At 30.6% G+C, this 19,413-nt stretch carries 18 protein-coding genes; 12 read left to right on the top strand and 6 right to left on the bottom strand.

Annotation, left to right across the window (positions count from 1 at the left end; translation table 11 throughout):
- The first annotated feature begins 18 nt into the window (after positions 1-18).
- From AWE51_RS18520 to AWE51_RS18490, 6 genes are all read left to right on the top strand, one after another.
- Entirely contained in the window at positions 19-603 is a 585-nt protein-coding gene (locus AWE51_RS18520; RefSeq protein ID WP_066316573.1) for a hypothetical protein, read from the top strand.
- Between the two features lie 139 nt (positions 604-742).
- Positions 743-3,001, top strand: coding sequence for a TOMM precursor leader peptide-binding protein (locus AWE51_RS18515; RefSeq protein ID WP_066316570.1), 2,259 nt, complete (start codon positions 743-745; stop codon positions 2,999-3,001).
- A 14-nt stretch (positions 3,002-3,015) separates the two neighbouring features.
- Entirely contained in the window at positions 3,016-4,302 is a 1,287-nt protein-coding gene (locus tag AWE51_RS18510) for a KamA family radical SAM protein (protein WP_066316568.1), read from the top strand.
- Between the two features lie 577 nt (positions 4,303-4,879).
- Positions 4,880-5,635, top strand: coding sequence for a hypothetical protein (locus tag AWE51_RS18505; RefSeq protein ID WP_066316566.1), 756 nt, complete (start codon positions 4,880-4,882; stop codon positions 5,633-5,635).
- Positions 5,636-5,909: 274 nt separating this feature from the next.
- Positions 5,910-6,359: a hypothetical protein gene (locus tag AWE51_RS18500; RefSeq protein WP_066316564.1), complete on the top strand. Its 450-nt coding sequence runs from the start codon at positions 5,910-5,912 to the stop codon at positions 6,357-6,359.
- A gap of 845 nt (positions 6,360-7,204) precedes the next feature.
- Positions 7,205-8,071 carry a zinc-dependent peptidase gene (locus AWE51_RS18490; RefSeq protein ID WP_082832506.1) on the top strand — a complete coding sequence of 289 codons (867 nt, stop codon included), beginning with the start codon at positions 7,205-7,207 and terminating at the stop codon, positions 8,069-8,071.
- A 49-nt stretch (positions 8,072-8,120) separates the two neighbouring features.
- Here the strand turns inward: AWE51_RS18490 and AWE51_RS18485 are convergent, their stop codons facing one another.
- The 5 genes from AWE51_RS18485 to rpe form a co-directional block, all read right to left on the bottom strand.
- Positions 8,121-8,657, bottom strand: coding sequence for a DinB family protein (locus AWE51_RS18485; RefSeq protein WP_157766174.1), 537 nt, complete (start codon positions 8,655-8,657; stop codon positions 8,121-8,123).
- Between the two features lies 1 nt (position 8,658).
- Complete coding sequence (locus tag AWE51_RS18480; RefSeq protein ID WP_066316554.1) at positions 8,659-9,624, bottom strand: YpdA family putative bacillithiol disulfide reductase; 966 nt, start codon at positions 9,622-9,624, stop codon at positions 8,659-8,661.
- 136 nt (positions 9,625-9,760) lie between these two features.
- Entirely contained in the window at positions 9,761-11,518 is a 1,758-nt protein-coding gene (locus AWE51_RS18475; protein ID WP_066316552.1) for an FG-GAP-like repeat-containing protein, read from the bottom strand.
- Between the two features lie 82 nt (positions 11,519-11,600).
- Positions 11,601-12,731, bottom strand: a complete 1,131-nt coding sequence (locus tag AWE51_RS18470; protein ID WP_066316550.1) for an AraC family transcriptional regulator — start codon at positions 12,729-12,731, stop codon at positions 11,601-11,603.
- Positions 12,732-12,740: 9 nt separating this feature from the next.
- The gene (rpe, locus tag AWE51_RS18465; protein ID WP_066316548.1) at positions 12,741-13,403 is read right to left on the bottom strand and encodes a ribulose-phosphate 3-epimerase; all 663 of its coding nucleotides are present in this window, start codon (positions 13,401-13,403) and stop codon (positions 12,741-12,743) included.
- A 145-nt stretch (positions 13,404-13,548) separates the two neighbouring features.
- On the opposite strand from rpe, the gene AWE51_RS18460 reads away from it, so the two are divergent.
- Entirely contained in the window at positions 13,549-13,974 is a 426-nt protein-coding gene (locus AWE51_RS18460; RefSeq protein WP_066316547.1) for a hypothetical protein, read from the top strand.
- Positions 13,975-13,998: 24 nt separating this feature from the next.
- Here the strand turns inward: AWE51_RS18460 and AWE51_RS18455 are convergent, their stop codons facing one another.
- Positions 13,999-14,406, bottom strand: coding sequence for a BLUF domain-containing protein (locus AWE51_RS18455; protein ID WP_066316544.1), 408 nt, complete (start codon positions 14,404-14,406; stop codon positions 13,999-14,001).
- Between the two features lie 302 nt (positions 14,407-14,708).
- Here AWE51_RS18455 and AWE51_RS18450 point away from each other — a divergent pair, with 302 nt between their 5' ends.
- From AWE51_RS18450 to AWE51_RS18430, 5 genes are all read left to right on the top strand, one after another.
- Positions 14,709-15,812 (top strand): YaaC family protein, encoded by a 1,104-nt coding sequence (locus AWE51_RS18450; protein WP_066316542.1) that lies wholly within the window; start codon positions 14,709-14,711, stop codon positions 15,810-15,812.
- 136 nt (positions 15,813-15,948) lie between these two features.
- Positions 15,949-16,464 (top strand): prealbumin-like fold domain-containing protein, encoded by a 516-nt coding sequence (locus AWE51_RS18445; protein ID WP_066316539.1) that lies wholly within the window; start codon positions 15,949-15,951, stop codon positions 16,462-16,464.
- Positions 16,465-16,904: 440 nt separating this feature from the next.
- Positions 16,905-17,960: a ribosome small subunit-dependent GTPase A gene (rsgA, locus tag AWE51_RS18440; protein ID WP_066316536.1), complete on the top strand. Its 1,056-nt coding sequence runs from the start codon at positions 16,905-16,907 to the stop codon at positions 17,958-17,960.
- A gap of 183 nt (positions 17,961-18,143) precedes the next feature.
- Positions 18,144-18,638, top strand: a complete 495-nt coding sequence (locus tag AWE51_RS18435) for a hypothetical protein (RefSeq protein WP_066316534.1) — start codon at positions 18,144-18,146, stop codon at positions 18,636-18,638.
- Between the two features lie 64 nt (positions 18,639-18,702).
- Positions 18,703-19,362: a hypothetical protein gene (locus AWE51_RS18430; RefSeq protein WP_066317775.1), complete on the top strand. Its 660-nt coding sequence runs from the start codon at positions 18,703-18,705 to the stop codon at positions 19,360-19,362.
- Positions 19,363-19,413: the final 51 nt, after the last annotated feature.

Here is a 19,413-nt window from a genome sequence, read left to right as displayed (position 1 = left end):
ATTCTTAAAACCTAAACCATGGAAACAATCACAATAGACCAAAAACAGGAAAAAACGACTTTAGATTCAAATACAACTAAAAATCAGATATATACTATTTACGAACGATATTATGAACTTAGTCTTAAATGTGCGCGCGATAAAGATTTGCTAGAGGCTTTTCAAGATCCTGAAAATACAGTAGCATTTATGACAGATGGTAAAAAAGACAATACTTATGTTTGGATAGAAAATGGTAAACCCTGGAAAGGTTGCGGTATGAAAATACCGCAAAATACTCGGGTGATTTTAGACTATGAAACAGCCTGGCCGAATCTATATTTTACTAAAAAAGGAGGTAGTAAAGAAACAGTTACTATAAAAGAATCTCCTTTATTTGTGCAAGTATTTAGTAATGGTAAAGAAGGTATAAAAACAATAAAAAGAGAATTACTAGCAGAAAATGGAGTGTCAAAAGTGATTCTACCTTTTGATACTGAAGATTTACAATATTATGATGCGATACTTATTTTACCATGTTTTATACCAAATAAAGATATGTTAACCAAAGTGTATTGTAAAGACAATAAAGAAACAGCAGAAATAATTTTAACGACTTCATAAAATTACGTGATTTTTATTAAGCATAGAACTATTTTTTTTGGTAGTTTTAAATAAAATAATCAATGTTGTTTTCTTAGATAACTCAACATTGATTATTGTTTTTTTTTGATAAAAATTTCAAAAGAATACTCTTGATATAATGCCAGATACATTTTACAGAATTAAAGAAAAATATACTAAAGTTAATGTTAACGATCACTATACGATCATGACCTCAGAACGAGATAGTGTTGTATTACAATCGCCTTTAGCAATCCAACTTTTAGAGAAGATTAGTGGTGAAAAAATTACTAAAGATTTCATTGTAGCTAATTATGAGCACTATAGTTCTAATCTTAGTGATGTTATAATTACGTTGCATCAATTAGAATCAGAGGGTTATATTACACAATCAAAGCCCTACTTTACTCCAGAACAAACTGCATATTGGGAAGAGTCGGGTTACGATACAAATACCTTATCTACGATATTTAAGAACAAATCAATCGCTGTAAGGGCTTTAGGATCGGTAGATACGATGATGTTTAATGATGCGTGTAGAAATGTTGGGATAGAATTCTCTGAAACTCCTACTTTAATTGTTGTCTTGACTACAGATTATTTACATCCTGATTTGGAATCCGTAAATCAGGAAATGTTAGATCATCAGATACCATGGTTGTTACTTAAGTTAAATGGTACAACTCCTTACATAGGTCCTCTTATACTTCCCGATAATGCTGATAGTGCTTGTTGGGCTTGTTTACAACATCGTTTAGCATTACATGATCAAGAGAGTAAGCTGTATCAGGCACTTGCTAAAACCAATCATACTATTGCCCGTCCTGTAATAAATCATCCATTAGCACAACAGTGGGGTATAAGTGTTGCTCTTTCTGAATTGGTTTCATGGATGTATCATGATCATAATGATCAATTATTTAATCATTTGATCGCTATAAATACTAAAACAAGAAAACAAAGTACACACAGAGTAGTTAAAAGACCGCAATGTAGAGCATGTGGAACTAAAGAGGTGTTAAGCCAACATCCGTCACCAATTGATTTAAAAAAAGAAGATATTTTATCTGATCATTTGGGAGGTTATCGCACCGTACCCCCAGAGGTGACTTTAGAGAAGTATATGCATCATGTTAGTGATATAACGGGAGTTGTTCCTTATTTAAGAGCATATCATCCTGTAGAAGATGCGCCAATTTATAATTTTGGTTCAGGTAAAAATATGGCACTTCAAAGTTCTTCGTTATTCTGGTTAAATCTACATCTCAGAAGTGCAAATGGTGGTAAAGGAAAAACAGAGATTCAAGCTAAAACCGGTGCTTTATGTGAAGCCATAGAACGATATAGTCTTATGTACCAAGGAGAAGCTTATAAAGTTCAAGCTGCTTTTAAGGATTTGGATGTTAAAATACATCCTAACCAATGTATGCTTTATAGCAATGCACAGTATCAGGATAGAGAACGAATCAATAATGAAAGCACTAAGTTTTACTCACTAATTCCAATTGCATTCGATACGGATGAGGTAATGGATTGGACTCCGGTATATAGTCTTACACACAAAGAGTTTAAGTTTCTTCCTTCTTGCTATTGTTATGCGCAATATCCGGCAAAGGACGAGAAGCGTTTGTATGCATATCCTGATTCTAACGGTTGTGCGGCAGGTAATACTATAGAAGAAGCTATACTACAAGGTTTTCTTGAACTTGTAGAGCGTGATGCTGCAGCAATTTGGTGGTATAATCGTATTCAATACCCAGAAGTGGCTTTAGAAACTGCTGGTAATGAGTATGTCAACAAAATGATGAGGTATTATAAAGACATAAATAGAAGTCTTTATGTACTGGATATTACTACAGATCTGGAAATTCCTGTTTTTGTAGCCATTAGCCATAGTATAAAAGAAGATGAAAAAGATAAAGTGCTTTATGCTTTTGGAGCTCATGTAGATGCCAATATTGCTTTAGAAAGAGCAATTATAGAACTTAATCAGTTATTACCCGTAGTTATCAACGATAAGAAAGATTATTTAACTACAGATAAGGTGTTTATAGACTGGTTAAATAATGCCACATTAAAAGATAATACATATCTGATTCCATTAGATAAAGAAAAAAAGAATATGCAAGCTGACTATGCGAAACTTTGCCCAGCTACAGTTTATGATAGTTTGCAGTTTTGCATAGAAAAAGCCAAAAAACAAGGGTTAGAAACGTTGGCTTTGGATTTAACACAGCCAGATATAGGCCTTTCAGTAGCCAAAGTAATTGTACCGGGATTACGCCATTTTTGGAGACGTACTGCCCCAGGAAGACTGTATGATGTACCTGTAAAAATGGGAAAATTTAAAGAACCTCTTACAGAAGAAGAATTAAACCCTTTGAGTATTTTTATTTAAAATGATAATTAACCATGAAATTTATATCCTATAACAACAATTCATTTAAGAAAACCGAGTATTATACAAGGTTACCAGAAAAAGAAAGAGAAGTATTTGATATTCTTTCCAGCGTCTTTCATTTTAAAGTGAATACTTATGTTTTAGAACATTTAATAAACTGGGATGCGATACCTAATGATCCGATTTATAAATTAATCTTTCCAAGAAAAGAGATGCTACCTATAACTGATTATAAGGCGTTACAATTATTATATCAAAGTGGGTTAGAAGAAAAAACACTAATGCCTTTTATTCAGAAGGTAAAGAAAAAAATGTACCCCGAAGTAAAACATTGTGAGACAAGCATTCCTAAAGTTGATGGCGTTAGGGTAAGGGGAATGTATAGCAATTTTGGAACCATAGTAAGCTTATTTCCGGATCCAATGGCCAAAACATGTCATTCGTATTGTTCGTATTGCTTTAGATGGATCATGTTTAATAATAAAGAAGCACAGCAAAACTCTTCATATAAGGATCCTCAAGAACCAGTGGCTTTCTTAAAAGAACATCCAGAGATTAGTGATGTATTGTTTACGGGGGCAGATCCATTAGTGCTTAAAGCAAAAACATTACGAGAATATATAGATCCTATTTTAGAAATAGATTCTGTAAAAGTAATACGTATTAGTTCAAAATCTTTAGCCTGGTGGCCTTTTAGGTTTACAACAGATCAAGATGCCGATGAATTATTAGCATTATTTAAATACATACAATCCAGAGGTAAACATCTTAATTTATGTGCGCACTTTACTCATCCAGTAGAGTTAGAAAATGAAGCTGTTAAACAAGCGATACAAAGAATTAGAGCAACAGGAACGGTTATTAGATGTCAAGGACCTCTTGTTGAAGGTATAAATGATACTCCAGAAGATTGGAGTACTTTATGGAATAAACAAATTACTTTAGGAATGGTACCGTATTATATGTTTATAGAGGCTGACCATAATTCAGAATCCTGTTTTAGAATTCCACTGGCAAAAGCACTGCAAATTTTTCAAGAAGCACAAAAGAAAACTACTGGTTTGGCAAGGACTGTTAGGGGACCAGTATTCATGAACGATTTACATAGAACACTATTGGATGGTGTGGTTACAATTAATAATGAACGGTTCTTTGTGTTAAAATCTTTACAAGCTCCACCAAATACTTTTGGAGAAGGTACTATTAAATTAATTCCCTATAGTGACACTACAAAAAATGCAGGAAATTTAATCGAGTTGTTTAGTGAATCCCCCTCTGCTATAGATCAACTTGTTTAATGTAAAAATTGATAGCCATATTTAGTTAATCTCTTTCATTTGAATGATACTCAATTAAATGTTTTGTAGCTCAATGTACTATGATTTTTTTTATACAATAAATCTACATTTTTATCAACTTTGAATTGCGGTTTCGCCTTCATTTTTATACTTCTTTGGTGCTTATAAAGTAATGTTAATCAGTATTTTATGATGAAATTATGAAATAGAATGAAATATTTTCTCCCATAATAAACTCTTACATTCATTATGTCAAAAATATTATAATGATCAGGTATTAAAGACGTCTTCTGATTTAGATAATATTAATTTGATTTTGGCCAAAAATTAGACCCTAAGATTACATATGTTTTACTGGATAATTCTGCCCAACCCTTTATGATGTTTACCATTTAAAAACCATCAGTATTTAGTAGAAAATCGTTTTAAAATACAATGTAATTTTAAACTAGATTGTTAAAAATTATGGTGATCGGATAGTTTATTCGATCAAGTAGCTACTATTGATTTTGATTTAAGAGAGGAACCCGAAAAGCTCATAAAATTAGAGTAGGGAATAAATTTAAACAAACAAATCATGTCAACAATTAACTGGAATAATGGTAGATTAATAGAACTCGGTGAAGGAGATACTGCTACAAGTAATGGTAGTTTAAATAATGGGCAATTATATTGCTTATTTTTTTATAATGCAGCAGGAAATGATGCTTCTACAACTTTACAAGTAGTGTGGTCAAATTCTCAACCACCAGTATCCGTAACCGTACCAGGCACTACAATGAATCAAGGATTAGCAGCATTATGTTTCATCGATGGCAGTCAAACAAATACGGTTTCTATAGCCATAACTAATGGAAATCAAGGGGCAAAAATTCAAGCTTTTATTGGTAGTGTAAAAATGCCTATAGATACAAATGGGATTAATAACAAGAAATTACCTTTAAATGGTGAAAACCAAAGTTTTGAGAAATTTACACGTTTCTATGCTGTTCCTGAGTCTCATTGGTACTCTGGGCAAATTCAAAGTAATATTAATCAATTTACAGCGGTTCAGTTTGCAGAACGTAGTGCAGAGGTAATTATAGTAAACAAATTGGTAAACCCAGACACGGTTATTAAATATGCTGGAGATGCTAAAGATTTTGTGACTATTACCACTTCAGATACTCAGACTTCACCATTTAATTTACAAGGGAATGGACAACAACTTGTATGGATAAATGCCGATAGTACACAAAATAGTAATCAAGCTTATATATCTGTTCAATCCTTAAGTGAACTTTATTTAGAAAATAATACTACAGAACTTGAGGCATTAAGTAGTTTGGCTTAATGTTTTATTAGGATATTAAGAACTAATATTAGATTTACACTATTATTTAAGTAGTAACTCAAATTTATTATTAAACCATCAAAAGCTTTCTTTTGATGGTTTTTTTAATTTCTACTAAAGCTAATTTTGGATACATGTATTAAGTACAATAGTGTAGTTGAAAAGCCATATGAAATATGATGAAATATTTTTCATCTACACTATTATATAGTTTTATACCCGTATTAACACAGTTTGTTGTTTTAATAAGAATCAAACTAAACTTATAAGCGACATGTCATATCCCATAATAGATAAGAAAACACAAAGAGTGAAATTTGGTCATTGGCCACTACAAGAGCGCATCAAGACGACGCTTCAATTAGTGAGTTTGGGTAATAATCATTATGATATTTATTACTCTAGCCAGTTCAAAGGAATAAAAGAAGGTAAAATTGAGAAAATTGAAATTCCGCACAATAGCTATATTACAACTAGAATTAATGATAACCCAGAAATACGAGTTGAGATAATAAATTGTAGTTGTACAGATGGGTATATAGCTATACATGTTAAAATTAGTGCAGAAATCCGAGCTTTAGGAAATAAGGTCATTTATGATCAAGTTTTGGATAACTATAATGTAGCTCCAAAGCGAAGCAATATAAAATTAAAAGGAGTATTAAAATATTTTAAAAAGATTAATGAAGAAACCTCTTTTGCATCAATAAAACAAGAGGTATAAATAAAACAAAATAGAATAGTTTGAGGGTAATGGGGGACTGTTTTAGGCAGTACCATCAAACTTAATAGGGAGGTTTAGCTGTATATGCTAAACCTTTTTTATGTTTTAAAGTCTAAATTTAAAGGCATAATAAAGTACGGTTTAACTGGATTTTTATTGATGAAATACAATGAAATATTATATACTCAGGTTACTTTGTAAATTTACTTTGTAATCAAAATAAAACAGTGTCAGCTGGTTATTAATAGGGGGCTATTGTATAATTTAAATTTCTGCTAATGAGTTATATAGGTTTGGCTAAATATAGTCAAACCTTTTTTTGTGCCATGTGCCTAAAAAAATAATGAGAATGCCTAATTATTCTGATTAAGTTTAAATATTTCAATCTTAGCCGCTTTTAAAAGTTTTTTCAATTTCCTTTTTTGTACTGCGCAATTGGCATTCGAAATATCATCTTTCGTTCTGTGAATTAAAGATTCACAATACTTAATACGATTGCTTACAGGAAGTTTTGAAACAGTATTTCTGTATAATATATCTAGGTAATCCAAAGAGATTGGATATTTTTTGTAAAATCTAAACATGTCGTATTTTAATTTTAATGTTATGGGGTGTTCTTCTAAAATTAAACACTGGTACTGACAGTTTTTATGGATCAAATTTCATTCCTAAGCGCACTGGAAATCGTTAAATTTTCAATAACAACGCATATTTATGGGATAGGATGTTATAAGCGATAGAATAACCATAGATTTTTAAAGAATAAATATGTTAAAATATCGTTTTAATAAGGTTTTAACTTCTAAAACACTATTTTTAATAACCTTAACCTACATTTTTCTTTTTTGAATTTTTCAATATTTACTTTAATACAACTTGATGAAAGCTCTGGAAATTCAGTGCTTCAAAATGTTATAGGTGTCTTTGTGACGGTTGGCGTTGTATCTATTTGTATGTATTATGTATTGCGATATTTAGAGACTGTTTATTCTCGTCGTAATAAGAAACCTTACTTTGTTCATTTTTATTTTAAAATCAAAAAATTACCAGAGACTCTTACACCTTTTTTACTTAAAAACAGCTTTTACTCTTCTTTGGATAAACAAAGAAAACGCTATTTTGAACACAGAACTTTTAGGTTTCTGCAGGAGATTAACTTTGTAGGAAGAGAAGGTCTGGTTATAGATGATTTTATGCGGATGCAAATTAGTATGATGGTTGTACAACTTACTTTTGGGATGCGCGAATATTTATTAGAGTATCTCAACACTATTGTAATTTATCCAACTTCGTTTTATTCAATCTTAAATCAAACACAAAATAATGGTGAGTTTAATCCAAGGTCCAAAGCTCTAGCACTATCATGGGAACATTTCCAGAGAGGAAACCAGCATAAGGATGATGGAAAAAGCTTAGGAATTCACGAAATTACTCATGCTATTCATTATAACTCTATCAAAAATACAGATATTAGCTCTGAGATTTTTTATGATACTTTTTTAATGCTTGAAGAATATTTGGGAGCCCAAGAAATACGACAGAAACTTGTAGAAACTAGGATATTAAGAGAATATGCGTATACCGATAAATTTGAGTTTATAGCAGTTCTGGTTGAAGTCTTTATGGAAACCCCTTTAGAACTCAAGAAAAAATTCCCCGAGATATATGGCTATGTTGCGCAAATGCTCAATTTTAGATATTTTGAAGATTAGTTATAACCCTCTTCTAGCTAAAGAATTACATTTATCTTATTACACTCTTTTAGGAGAGTTTTAGTGATTCTAATCGCTTCTTTTGTTTACTGTGATGTCTCATATGTATTTCTACTAAAGAAAACCATTCTTTAGCATTGATCATCCCAAAAAATGGATGAAAATGCTTTGTCTTTTTATCGAAATTAGAAAGTAAAGTTGCATTTCTTTTGACTTCATTGATAAAGAGTTTAAAATCTTCAATAAGCTCGTTAGCGTCTCTTTCTAAAGGATTGAAATCCCTTGCAACCTTTGTTGGAAAAGATTCCATACGAATCTTCTTGTAGGGTATAATGTTAAGATCAAAAACAAGATAAGCAGTGCCATTTTTTAAGGCTCCTTTTCTAATATTATTTTGGATACAGTTATTAAAGTTAGGTAATTGGTAAGTTCTTGCAACTCTTATAATATGATCAAAAAGTTCTGCCAGACACCATTGGGTTTCTGATGGTTTTTGATATAACACCTCATTAGTGTAATGCTCAAGGTCAAAAAGCCATTGTTTTGAGATTTTTTCAAAGCTTAAGAGGGGATCTTTTTTAAGCATATTATTTTTTTGAAATGATATTGTTGAGAATGATTTTGGCATGAATTCTGGAATTTTCGATAAACCAAATATGGGTATCCATACCTCCACAAATAACTCCTGCCAGATAAAGGTTGGCTATATTAGACTCCATAGTTTGTTCATTGTATTGCGGATATAATTTTTCGTCTTCTGAAAGGTTGATCCCTATTTTTTTGAGAAATTTAAAATTAGGTTTATATCCAGTTAGTGCTAGCACATAATCATTAGCTAGAGAAAAATCACCTTCGGGAGTATGGATAGAGATACTTTGCGGTAATATTTCTGTAATAGTTACATTATAGAATGCTTTAATACTTCCTTCGGCAATCCTATTGTCAATATCAGGGCGCACCCAATATTTAACACGCTTTCCAATTTCTGAACCCCTAACAAGTAGCGTTACCTCTGCACCTTTTCGATAACATTCTAATGCTGCGTCAACAGCAGAATTACTAGCACCAATCACAGCTATTTTTTGTTTTGCGTAAAAGTGAGGATCTTTATAATAATGAGATACTTTGGGCAACTCTTCTCCAGAAACGTTAATGGTATTTGGGATATCATAAAACCCTGTTGCAATAATAACATAGGTAGCTATATATTGTTCTTTATTAGTTGTTACATGAAAGTCTTTATCTTGTTTGTTAACGGTAATAACTTCTTCGAATAAATTAATACTTAAATCGTTCGACGTAACGATACGTCTATAATATTCTAGTGCTTCATTACGTTTTGGTTTAGCTTCATTACTTATAAATGGAATTCCGTCAATTTCTAGTTTTTCCGAAGAAGAAAAAAATTGCATATTAACAGGATAATTAAACAATGAATTAACGATAGGTCCTTTTTCAAGAATTAAGTAATCAATATTTTTTTTCTTGGCTTCTAGACCACAGGCAATTCCTATGGGACCTCCACCAACAATTATTAAATCAATGTGTTTCATGCAAGAAATTATATCCGTTTTGCCTAAAATAGGTTTAATAACCCATAAAACTACTAATTTTTATGCTTTTAAGATGATAAAAGGCAAGCTTCAAAAAAGAGAAACTTGCCTTTACTACTCAAAAATAGGGGATAGGCTATCTAACTAGAAACTTTTTTAGAACTTTTTGTTCATCTATTTTGATGCTCAAAAAATAATTTCCCTTTATCAAAGTAGCTGTATTCATTACAATTTTTTCGTTGTAGTTGAATGTTTTTTCTGTGATAATAGTTCCATTCGCATTTAAAATTTCAACTTTAATCGGAACTTTAGTTTTTATATTTAAAACTTTAGCTTTTACGACATTTTTAACAGGATTAGGGTATACGATTACGCTAATACGTGATTTTTTGATTTTTGGAGAAATGGGTTTTTTTTTGCCTTCTTCTATGGTGTAAAACGTATTGACCCGAAGATTTTTGAATCTAGAGACATTTCCAGATGGCCAATAAATGGTTAATTCATCGATTTTTTTTGCTTTAGCTAATCCAAAATGTGCCCTTAAACTATTATGACCCATAAATGTATTTGAAGCAGATATTTCTCTTTTTTGAGTTACTAGTTTTCCTTTAATTTTAGTAGTGAGTACTAATCTAGCACCTAATCCTGCCTTGTTGGATGGGTTGCCAATAAGTTTAATATTTGTAAAATGATTTTTGATAGCTAAATCATTTCTAAAGAGCCCTTTTATCCCTTGACCTACGACAAAAAAATCAAGATCCCCGTCATTATCATAATCCCCAATAGTTGCACCTGTTGAGTTTCCGGATGTTTCTGTATTAATTAAGTTTACATTACTTTCTGTAAAGGTTCCATCCCCATTATTAATAAAATAACCACTTCCTGTAGGAGTTGATGCAGTAACAATAAGATCTAAATCCGAATCATTATCAAAATCTCCCCAGGCATTAGTTAAGTTTTGTGTATTATTGATTGTAAATGGAGTAGTTGTATTTGTATAGGCTCCAGAGTTATTTATGTAAAATTTGTTTTCTACCCCAGAATAATTGGTGAGACAAATATCAAGATCTCCATCATTATCATAGTCTACAACATTATAACATTGTCCATCTTGAGGATCTTCTGCAAATGAAATATCAGCATTTGTTAACTTTTGAAATCCTTCTTTTCCTGTTTCGATTTGTAAGTTTTTAAACAAAAAATCAGGTTTAATGCCCGTAGGACCAGATGCAGGACCACTAGCGATTAACAAATCCGTATCTCCATCTTCATCATAATCAGTCCAATTAGAAACTGTGTATGCCGCTTTTTCGGTAAGAAACTCGTAAGGCGCATTTACTTCGGTAAAGGTGCCATCACTATTGCCTCGGTACAAGCGGTTTGGAAAGCGATTAGAACCTAGAAATAAATCTGCAAAAGTGAGTATAAAATCTATATAACTATCGTTGTTATAATCACACCATTGTACACTCCAGGTTGCAGAATTAATAGTATTTAAAATAGTATTAGCTTCTGTAAATTGACCATTCGAATTTTTGTAAATTCTGGTCTGAAATGTGCCAGGAGACGAAAATCTAGAGTAGATAAGGTCTAGATCTCCGTCATTCTCATAATCAGCCCAACTACAACCTACAAGAGCAGTGGCCCTAGGGATATTGGCATTGTTTTGGGCAATTTCAAAATTTCCATTTCCTAAATTTTTATAAATAGTACCCGCATAAAATAGATCAAGCTGATCATCATTATTAATGTCGGTCCATGAAGTACCAAAATAGGTTGCGCCAATAGCTGTATCTGATACTATTGGATTAATAGAATCTTTGATTAAGGTAAATTTTTGTGAAAAAGAAGCGCTAGAAAAGCAAAAACATAAGAGTAAAATAAAAGTTCTCATAAGCCTTGGATTTTAAGATTTATAAGGCTAAAAGTCCTAAGAATGATAGTATAAAGGGTTTAAAATTATAATTCTTTACTCTTTATTTATCCTGAGCTACTACATATTTTTTCTTATATGCTGAAGGAGTACAATTAAACTTGTTTTTGAAAGCGGCATTAAAAGTAGCTTTGTTGTTAAATCCTACATCAAAATAGATAGTTTTTATACTTGTATCAGGATCTTTTTGAAGCATTTTTTTTGCTTCTTCTAATCGATATTCATTAATGAATTGATTGAAGTTTTTTTGAGCTTTTTCATTAATAAGTTTAGAGAGTGTATGTGGAGATAACCCTATTTGATCTGCAAGATGTGTCAACCTTAACGTATTATCCGTATAGGGTTTATTTTCTTTTAGGTGGATAATTAATGTATTAAAAAAATCGTTTTTAGTGGTTTCTGTGAGTGTGTGGGCATAATGTTCTTTCAAGAATAAATTAGATAAAAGTGTACCATTAAAAATTGAAGGTTCTTTATATACCATATATCCAATTGCATATATCGAAAATGACATTGAAAATGATATTGCATAGTCCCAATGCAAATTGAAAAATGAAAATTGTACTAATACATAATAACTGATATAAGAAATAGTAAACAATAAGAATAAAGATATAAGCAGGTTTGTCCATTTAGCACGTACTATATCATATTGAGATTTTGTTTTGGTTGTATAAATAGAACTATTGTATTTAATAAGTATAAGATAGATAATAAAAGATACAGCTGCTAACCATGGAGATCTTAAAAAGTGAAAAACATAAAATAGAGAATTGCCATTAAGAGTTTCGAAATTTTGAAATCCATTAGATCGAATAAGAAAGTAAAAACTAAGAATGAATACGACTATGGCAGGAGTGAAATGAAACCATTGTGTTTTAAGTTTATTGTTATAAAATTTTGTGATATAGGTATATAATAATGGTCCAAAAGATAAATACCAACTAGTATCAAAGAAATAAACAAAAGGATACTTGGATTGATATTTTGTCCAATAAAGGACGTATTGTAGGAGTATAAAAGAAAACCCTAGAATTAGTAAAACAATAGGTGCATTATTTGCTCTATTACTCTTGTTAAGACTCAAGATAACGGTTAAGAAGAATCCTAACGAACTTACCAACAAAAAAAATGATGTCCAGGTATCAAAAGAAGGTGTTAGTGCCAGTGACATCTTTGGTGATTAAACTTTTATGATTTCTTTTAATTCTTTTATAGTATGAGTAGGGTTCTCGCTTTTAAAGACAAAACTTCCTGCAACTAATACATCAGCACCAGCATCAATTAGTTTTTTAGCATTTTTGTTTGTGACCCCACCATCAATTTCAATTAATGTGCCTGCATTATTTTGTGTAATAATTTCTTTAAGACGAGTTACTTTTTTATAGGTGTTCTCTATAAAAGATTGTCCACCAAACCCTGGATTCACACTCATAATACATACCAAATCGATATCATTAATAACATCTTCTAGTAAATTCACGTTAGTATGGGGGTTTATGGCAACACCAGCTTTCATCCCTTCAGCTTTGATAGCTTGTAATGTTCTATGAAGATGTGTACATGCTTCATAATGAACGGTTAAAATGTTACTTCCTAAATCTGCAAAAGTTTTTATGTACCGATCTGGGTCAACAATCATTAGATGAACGTCTATAGTTTTAGTCGCATGTTTTGCAATATCTCTTAAGACAGGCATCCCAAATGAGATATTTGGTACAAAAACACCATCCATAATATCGATGTGAAACCAATCAGCCTCACTGTTATTAATCATCTCGATATCACGTTGTAAATTAGCAAAATCTGCAGCTAAAACAGAAGGAGCAATATATTTTGAAGCCATAAACTTTTTTTGTTTAGTGCAAAAATACTACTTTAAGTTTTAAATTAAATAGGCAATGTTTTGAAAATCTTTATAAGTAAGCTTAATTTTTGACTATTTTTAATGAATATCAATTAAGACGAATTAGAAGAAGATAACTAATTATATGATAGGGAACTTAAAAATACGGCACCTGGCTGCATATGCTGATAAAAAGTGTTTTTATCAAAATAAAGAACAGAGAATAGTACCGTTTTCTTTTAAAGACCTTTGTGATATAAATGATAATGAAGATGCTGGCATAGCTTGGCAAGAGAATTATAAATTAGTACTTTACCCATTGTCAGATTTAACAAAAAAGATTACTTATAACGGATATAGCTTTGTTCCTATCAAGAAAATAGGTCTTTCTGAAGAGTCAATATGTAACGGAAAACTGATTAACGTTGCTACTGGTCGCAAGATAAATTACAACGACCTCGAATATCAAAGAGTCATTATGTTAACAGAATGGCGATTTGATATATTTGAGTTAATTGATAAAGGCTTGGCTATAGATGTAAACACTTCGCGTAAAAAACTATATAAATAATAGTACTACCTGTATTGAAGTATTTTATAAAATATTCATGATTTTTTTAGTCAAATATGATATACTTTTAAAATGCCCAGGATTGTTTTCTTTCTCTTTTTTTAGAAATTGACGTAATTCATTTTGACCATCCCGCTCTGACACAACCGTAAATGAAGAATGATACTGAGAAAAAGAAGTACTATCTGTTGTTGTATCTAGCATTTTGATGATACTATGATGTCGATCATCTATTTTGATCTTTTTAAATAAAGACTTCACGAGCTCTTGTTCCCCCTCTAGCACTTGAAAAAAATTACCCTCTGTATGAATTAATATGCCAGTAACGCCTAATATACTATTACGATCTTTAACAAAATCCATTAGCATTTTTACCTCAGATTTTGATAAACTTGAGTTGATAGTACTTACATAGCTAATAGTGTATCTCATTTTAAATGGTTTTGACCAGAAACACTTAAATGTACAAACTTTTAAATAAATTTATAAATTCATTGAATACTATATAAAACTAGCAGCCATTTTTATTGTTTTATTTCGAAATTATTACGGGTTTAGGGTAGTTCTATTGTAGAATATGTTATGGTTATACGTGTGGTGTTCTTTTTAAGAATCTAGAAATAGTATCTGATTATAAAATTGTAACAATAGAATTATTTAGAGTATACAAAAGATTCTATATTTATACTTCATAATAGAATCACATAATTAAGCTTAGTAAATATAGATGCCAAATGAAATTAGAAGACATTGGAGATGTAGCCCTACGAGAATATAAGACGGTAAAATATTTTCCATTTAAAAATGATGCGGGTGCTCTTTTTAGTTTGACATCAGATCCATTGGGATATTTAGAAGCATGGATTGATAGTTGGTTTAACTCTATTAAACGTGACTCGACCAAAATGAGAAAAAAACTTATTAAGGCTAGATATTTTACTCAATTATCACGTGATTTTTATAACTCATCTTTGCAGGCTAAAATGCCGTCAAAAGGTACATTGTTATATTACTCATTTATTAATCTGGTTAAAGTTTATTTGATTATAGAAGGATATGAATTAGAGACTAAAGTGGAGCATCATGGTTTATCGTTACCCTCAGATTCAAAAGATAAATTAAAACTAGCTAACCCTAATGGGGGAGGGATATCTATTTTTCATGAATTTGCAAAAGTTTTAGGAAAAGAAATTAGTAACGGGGATGGAGTAGATTTAAAGTTTAAAGATATCCTATGGGAATTACCAGAGGTACATGAAATAGGATATGCATTAAATCTGTTTGATAAAAAAAGAAAATTTTTACCGATAGAAATTACCATTCGCACCAACAAGAATAGAAACAGATTATTTTATACGCTTAGCTACGAAAAGAAGTTTGATAAGCAAATGAAAGTAGATAAGCTGCGTAAAGGAATCTATAAAGAAAAACTTTTTGAGTTAGATGTTGAAAATGATTCGAAAAGAAAATATTTTAAGTCGCATTTTTCTACGGCATATACTAAAAACTCTGATGCGAGTTGGAAAATGTGTTATAAAAAGATAGTAAATGATATCAATGCACTAAATATTACACCAATGTTAACCAGACAAGGCTATCGTTATTATTTGGACTTAGAACCTTATCGTCTTCATAGACTTTCGTCTTTTTTAGGTTTTGCATATTACATAGGAACAGTTGCAAGATATCGCCCCACATTAAATGAAGAAATCTTAAAAGGAGCCTACCAACCGATTATTAATGAAGCTATAATTTCTTGTCCAATTCAATTTTTTTATGTCATGGTAAGTCATATTACAAAACAAATTTGTGCAATCCCTATGGCAAAAATCGAATAAGTAATGTTCTGTATAGCCCTTTATGTAAAAAATAATAGCAAAGTATTTATAGCTAACTTAGCACCAATCTCAAGTAGATTAGGTAATAGTAATCTGAGAAATATAGTAAACGTGTCAGAAAATTAATTCTAATAATATGAAACATAAATTAGTACTAATTATAATTGGGTTTTTATGTATTAATTGCGCTGACAAGAAAAAAACTAAAAATGATACTCCAATTACAATAGTAAATAAATTTAAGAATCAAGAAGTAAGTTGGTTTAAGACCAAAGGTAATAGTCAAATAAAGGGAACTGCTAAGTTTAAATCAAAAAATGGTAAGATACGCTTCGGGGAAGAATTTAGAATAGAGTTAATGCCAAATTGCCAATATACCCAAGAAAGATTAAATCATATTTATCGCAATACAAATTCTGGTTATGTTCATATTGAAGATGGGATTCCTAAATTTACTCCTGATCCAAAAGGATATCATGATACCATAAAAACTATGTGTAATAAAGATGGAGAGTTTGAATTTAGTAATCTTCCTGCTGGTGAGTATTATATCATAGCTTTTATGTTGTGGGAAAAAACTGGAGGAGGACTAATGCAACATGTTATTCTTTCTGAAAATGAATCCAAGAGTATTAAAATGACTAATTTTTAAAACGATTAATGTGTAAGATTTAAAGAAAGTTTATATAGAATGTAACGCGTTTTTGGCAAATAAACTTATCGTTCATAAAATACCTTACTTAATACGAATACTAGTTTACCACTTTCTAGAAAAAAGAAGAAACAAAATATATTTCGTACTTTTATCATCACTATAATAGTACTTAATACTTTTTATGTCTGTAATATCATATTTGGATATTGTAAAATAGATAGTCAATTTACGTATTGACTATCATTCTTAACTTCGAAAAACCTTTCGAAGCTACACTACTTATTTACATTTTACATTAAATATCACATGGATTGTGACCTCCTTATTATTTGGGTTAATATAGAGCTTATTCACGTAAATGCTCTAAATATTCAAATTTCATCTCTATCATTTGTATGTATAAGAGAGTCTGTCACGATCTTTCAAATTTATAAGACATGGAACTAGAAAACCTTGGATATAACAAAAAAATAGAAAAACTAAAAATTGAAAATAATCTAAAAGATTTTGAAATAGGTAGAATTATTTCAGAACATAGAGAAAGATATGTTGTCAAAACAGAAAAAGGTGAATATGATGCAGAAATCACAGGTAATTTAAGGTATACCGCAAATAGTCGCATGGATTTTCCAGCGGTAGGAGACTGGGTTGCGTTGATGGTTTATGATTCCTATAGCTCAATAATTCATAAAATACTACCTAGATATTCAATGATATCAAGAAAGGCTGTTGGTCAATCGGGAGCAATACAAATAATTGCAACTAATATTGATTATGCTTTTATCGTACAAGCAATTGATAGAGATTTTAATATAAACCGAATAGAAAGGTACTTAGCTATTTGTAACTCTTCTAATATCAAGCCAATCATTATTTTAAATAAAATTGATTTAGTAGATGATAGTAAATTAAAATCTTTAATTACTTCTATTCAAAATCGTATAAAACGAATCCCATTAGTATGGTTAAGTAATGCATCACAAAAAGGGTTTGAAAAATTAGAAGAATACCTATGTAAAGGTAAAACATATTGCCTTTTAGGTTCATCTGGAGTTGGTAAGTCTTCTCTTATTAATAATTTGGCGGGTAAAAATATAATGCTTACCGGAGAAATAAGTAAAAGTATTACCAGAGGAAAACACAATACGACTCATAGAGAATTGATTATTACAGAAAAAGGAATTCTAATAGATAATCCCGGTATGAGAGAAGTGGGTATTACGAATTCATCAAGTGGGCTTAAAGATACCTTTAGTGAGATTGTTGCGTTATCTGAACAATGTAAATTTTCAGATTGTAAACATATTAATGAGATAGGGTGTGAAGTGTTAAAAGCACTTGATACTAATAAGATTAATAAAGCGTCATATAAAAATTATATAAAGATGGAGAAGGAAAAAACTCACTTTGAATTAACTGTTTCTGAAAAACGAAAAAAAGATAAAAAATTTGGTAAAATGATTAAAAACTTAAAAAAACAGAATAAGAAATAAATATAACAAGGTGTAAAATTAATTGCTAGTAAAACCTACTTAGAAAATTGAATAGACTTTCTAAGTAGGCTTTTTTGTATATATGAAATGAAAAAATCAAGCTAAAGTTTACATATTTTCATGTTTTAGAGATAACTTAGAGCAGCATAAAAATGCATTTCAGATTAAATATGATATACAATTATGAAAAACGTATTCGTAATATTACTTTTTTTTGTTTCTATTAAAGTCTTTAGCCAAGATTCAAAACTTTCAATGTTTGACAACCTTGTTGAGAAAACTTGGAAAGCAGAAGGAAATTGGGGAGACGGAAGTAAATTTGTACAAGAAATTAAGTTTGAGTATTCTTTAGATAGTACCCTGGTTATCACAAATGCTATTGGATTTGTAGATAAAGAACAAACTAAATTAGGAAAACGAAATCATGGAATAAGGCAATTTGATAAAGAATTAAATAGCATTAAATTTTGGGAGTTTGATGTTTTTGGCGGATTGACCGAGGGTGTAGTATTTTCAAAAGATAAAAATATCATTTATCAATATGAATATGGTGGTTCTAACGTAACAGATATGTGGGAGTATGTAAATGATTCAACCTATAATTTTAAGGTTGGAAATTATAAAGATGGAGTTTGGAAACAACTATATTTAAGTACCCAGTTTATAGAAGTCAAATAAAGTAAGGATCTGTAACAAATTCTAGGTTTAGTCGTCTTCCTTGAAAATAAGCAAGATGATTAAAATGAACAATCAAAAAATTGGAGGTATAGCTGGTATTATTGAGGCAGTTTTATATATCATTGGTTTTGTAGTTCTTTTCTTTTTTATGGCTCCCGCTATGGATACAGATAAAACCGAGCTTGATAAATTGAAATTTGTTCTCGATAATAAGGCATTGTTTCAATGCTGGAATTTGCTTATTTATGTCATATTTGGTTTAGTTCTAATTCCGCTTACGATTGCTATTCATGAAAACTTTAAAGATAAATCTCTAATAGGAATAAAAGTCATACCAATTCTTGGATTTATATGGTCATGTTTAGTTATTTCTAGTGGTATGATTGCTAATATTGGATTAGAAACCGTAAATGATTTGTTTACAGAAAATAATACTGTAGCACTCACATCCTGGAGAATAATTGAATCTATCCAGAATGGACTTGGAGGTGGTGTTGAGGTCGTTGGAGGCCTTTGGGTATTTCTGATAAGTGGTTATGGTTTAAGAGAAAAAGTATTTCATAAGGCATTAAATTTTCTTGGATTAATAGTGGGTGTTTCTGGTATAATAACCATGATACCCGGGCTAAAAGATGTAGGAGCCATTTTTGGGTTAACACAGATTTTTTGGTTTGTTTGGATTGGAATTATTATGCTCAAACATAAAACATCAAAAGTAAATTGAAGATTTGTGCGTTGCGAAAAATTTGTGATTAGTAATAGAAATAACAGAAAT

Origin of the sequence: Aquimarina aggregata, from assembly GCF_001632745.1 — a bacterium.
In the GTDB taxonomy this organism is placed as follows: domain Bacteria; phylum Bacteroidota; class Bacteroidia; order Flavobacteriales; family Flavobacteriaceae; genus Aquimarina; species Aquimarina aggregata.
The sequence above is the reverse complement of the archived record's forward strand: the minus strand, read 5'-3'. Positions and strand labels throughout refer to the sequence as shown.

Bases quoted from the DNA above. Each gene is read 5' to 3' on its own strand.
- AWE51_RS18520 (WP_066316573.1), top strand. From the start codon at position 19: ATGGAAACAATCACAATAGACCAAAAACAGGAAAAAACGACTTTAGAT.
- AWE51_RS18515 (WP_066316570.1), top strand. From the start codon at position 743: ATGCCAGATACATTTTACAGAATTAAAGAAAAATATACTAAAGTTAAT.
- AWE51_RS18510 (WP_066316568.1), top strand. From the start codon at position 3,016: ATGAAATTTATATCCTATAACAACAATTCATTTAAGAAAACCGAGTAT.
- AWE51_RS18505 (WP_066316566.1), top strand. From the start codon at position 4,880: ATGTCAACAATTAACTGGAATAATGGTAGATTAATAGAACTCGGTGAA.
- AWE51_RS18500 (WP_066316564.1), top strand. From the start codon at position 5,910: ATGTCATATCCCATAATAGATAAGAAAACACAAAGAGTGAAATTTGGT.
- AWE51_RS18485 (WP_157766174.1), bottom strand. From the start codon at position 8,657: ATGCTTAAAAAAGATCCCCTCTTAAGCTTTGAAAAAATCTCAAAACAA.
- AWE51_RS18480 (WP_066316554.1), bottom strand. From the start codon at position 9,624: ATGAAACACATTGATTTAATAATTGTTGGTGGAGGTCCCATAGGAATT.
- AWE51_RS18475 (WP_066316552.1), bottom strand. From the start codon at position 11,518: ATGAGAACTTTTATTTTACTCTTATGTTTTTGCTTTTCTAGCGCTTCT.
- AWE51_RS18470 (WP_066316550.1), bottom strand. From the start codon at position 12,731: ATGTCACTGGCACTAACACCTTCTTTTGATACCTGGACATCATTTTTT.
- rpe (WP_066316548.1), bottom strand. From the start codon at position 13,403: ATGGCTTCAAAATATATTGCTCCTTCTGTTTTAGCTGCAGATTTTGCT.
- AWE51_RS18460 (WP_066316547.1), top strand. From the start codon at position 13,549: ATGATAGGGAACTTAAAAATACGGCACCTGGCTGCATATGCTGATAAA.
- AWE51_RS18455 (WP_066316544.1), bottom strand. From the start codon at position 14,406: ATGAGATACACTATTAGCTATGTAAGTACTATCAACTCAAGTTTATCA.
- AWE51_RS18450 (WP_066316542.1), top strand. From the start codon at position 14,709: ATGAAATTAGAAGACATTGGAGATGTAGCCCTACGAGAATATAAGACG.
- AWE51_RS18445 (WP_066316539.1), top strand. From the start codon at position 15,949: ATGAAACATAAATTAGTACTAATTATAATTGGGTTTTTATGTATTAAT.
- rsgA (WP_066316536.1), top strand. From the start codon at position 16,905: ATGGAACTAGAAAACCTTGGATATAACAAAAAAATAGAAAAACTAAAA.
- AWE51_RS18435 (WP_066316534.1), top strand. From the start codon at position 18,144: ATGAAAAACGTATTCGTAATATTACTTTTTTTTGTTTCTATTAAAGTC.
- AWE51_RS18430 (WP_066317775.1), top strand. From the start codon at position 18,703: ATGAACAATCAAAAAATTGGAGGTATAGCTGGTATTATTGAGGCAGTT.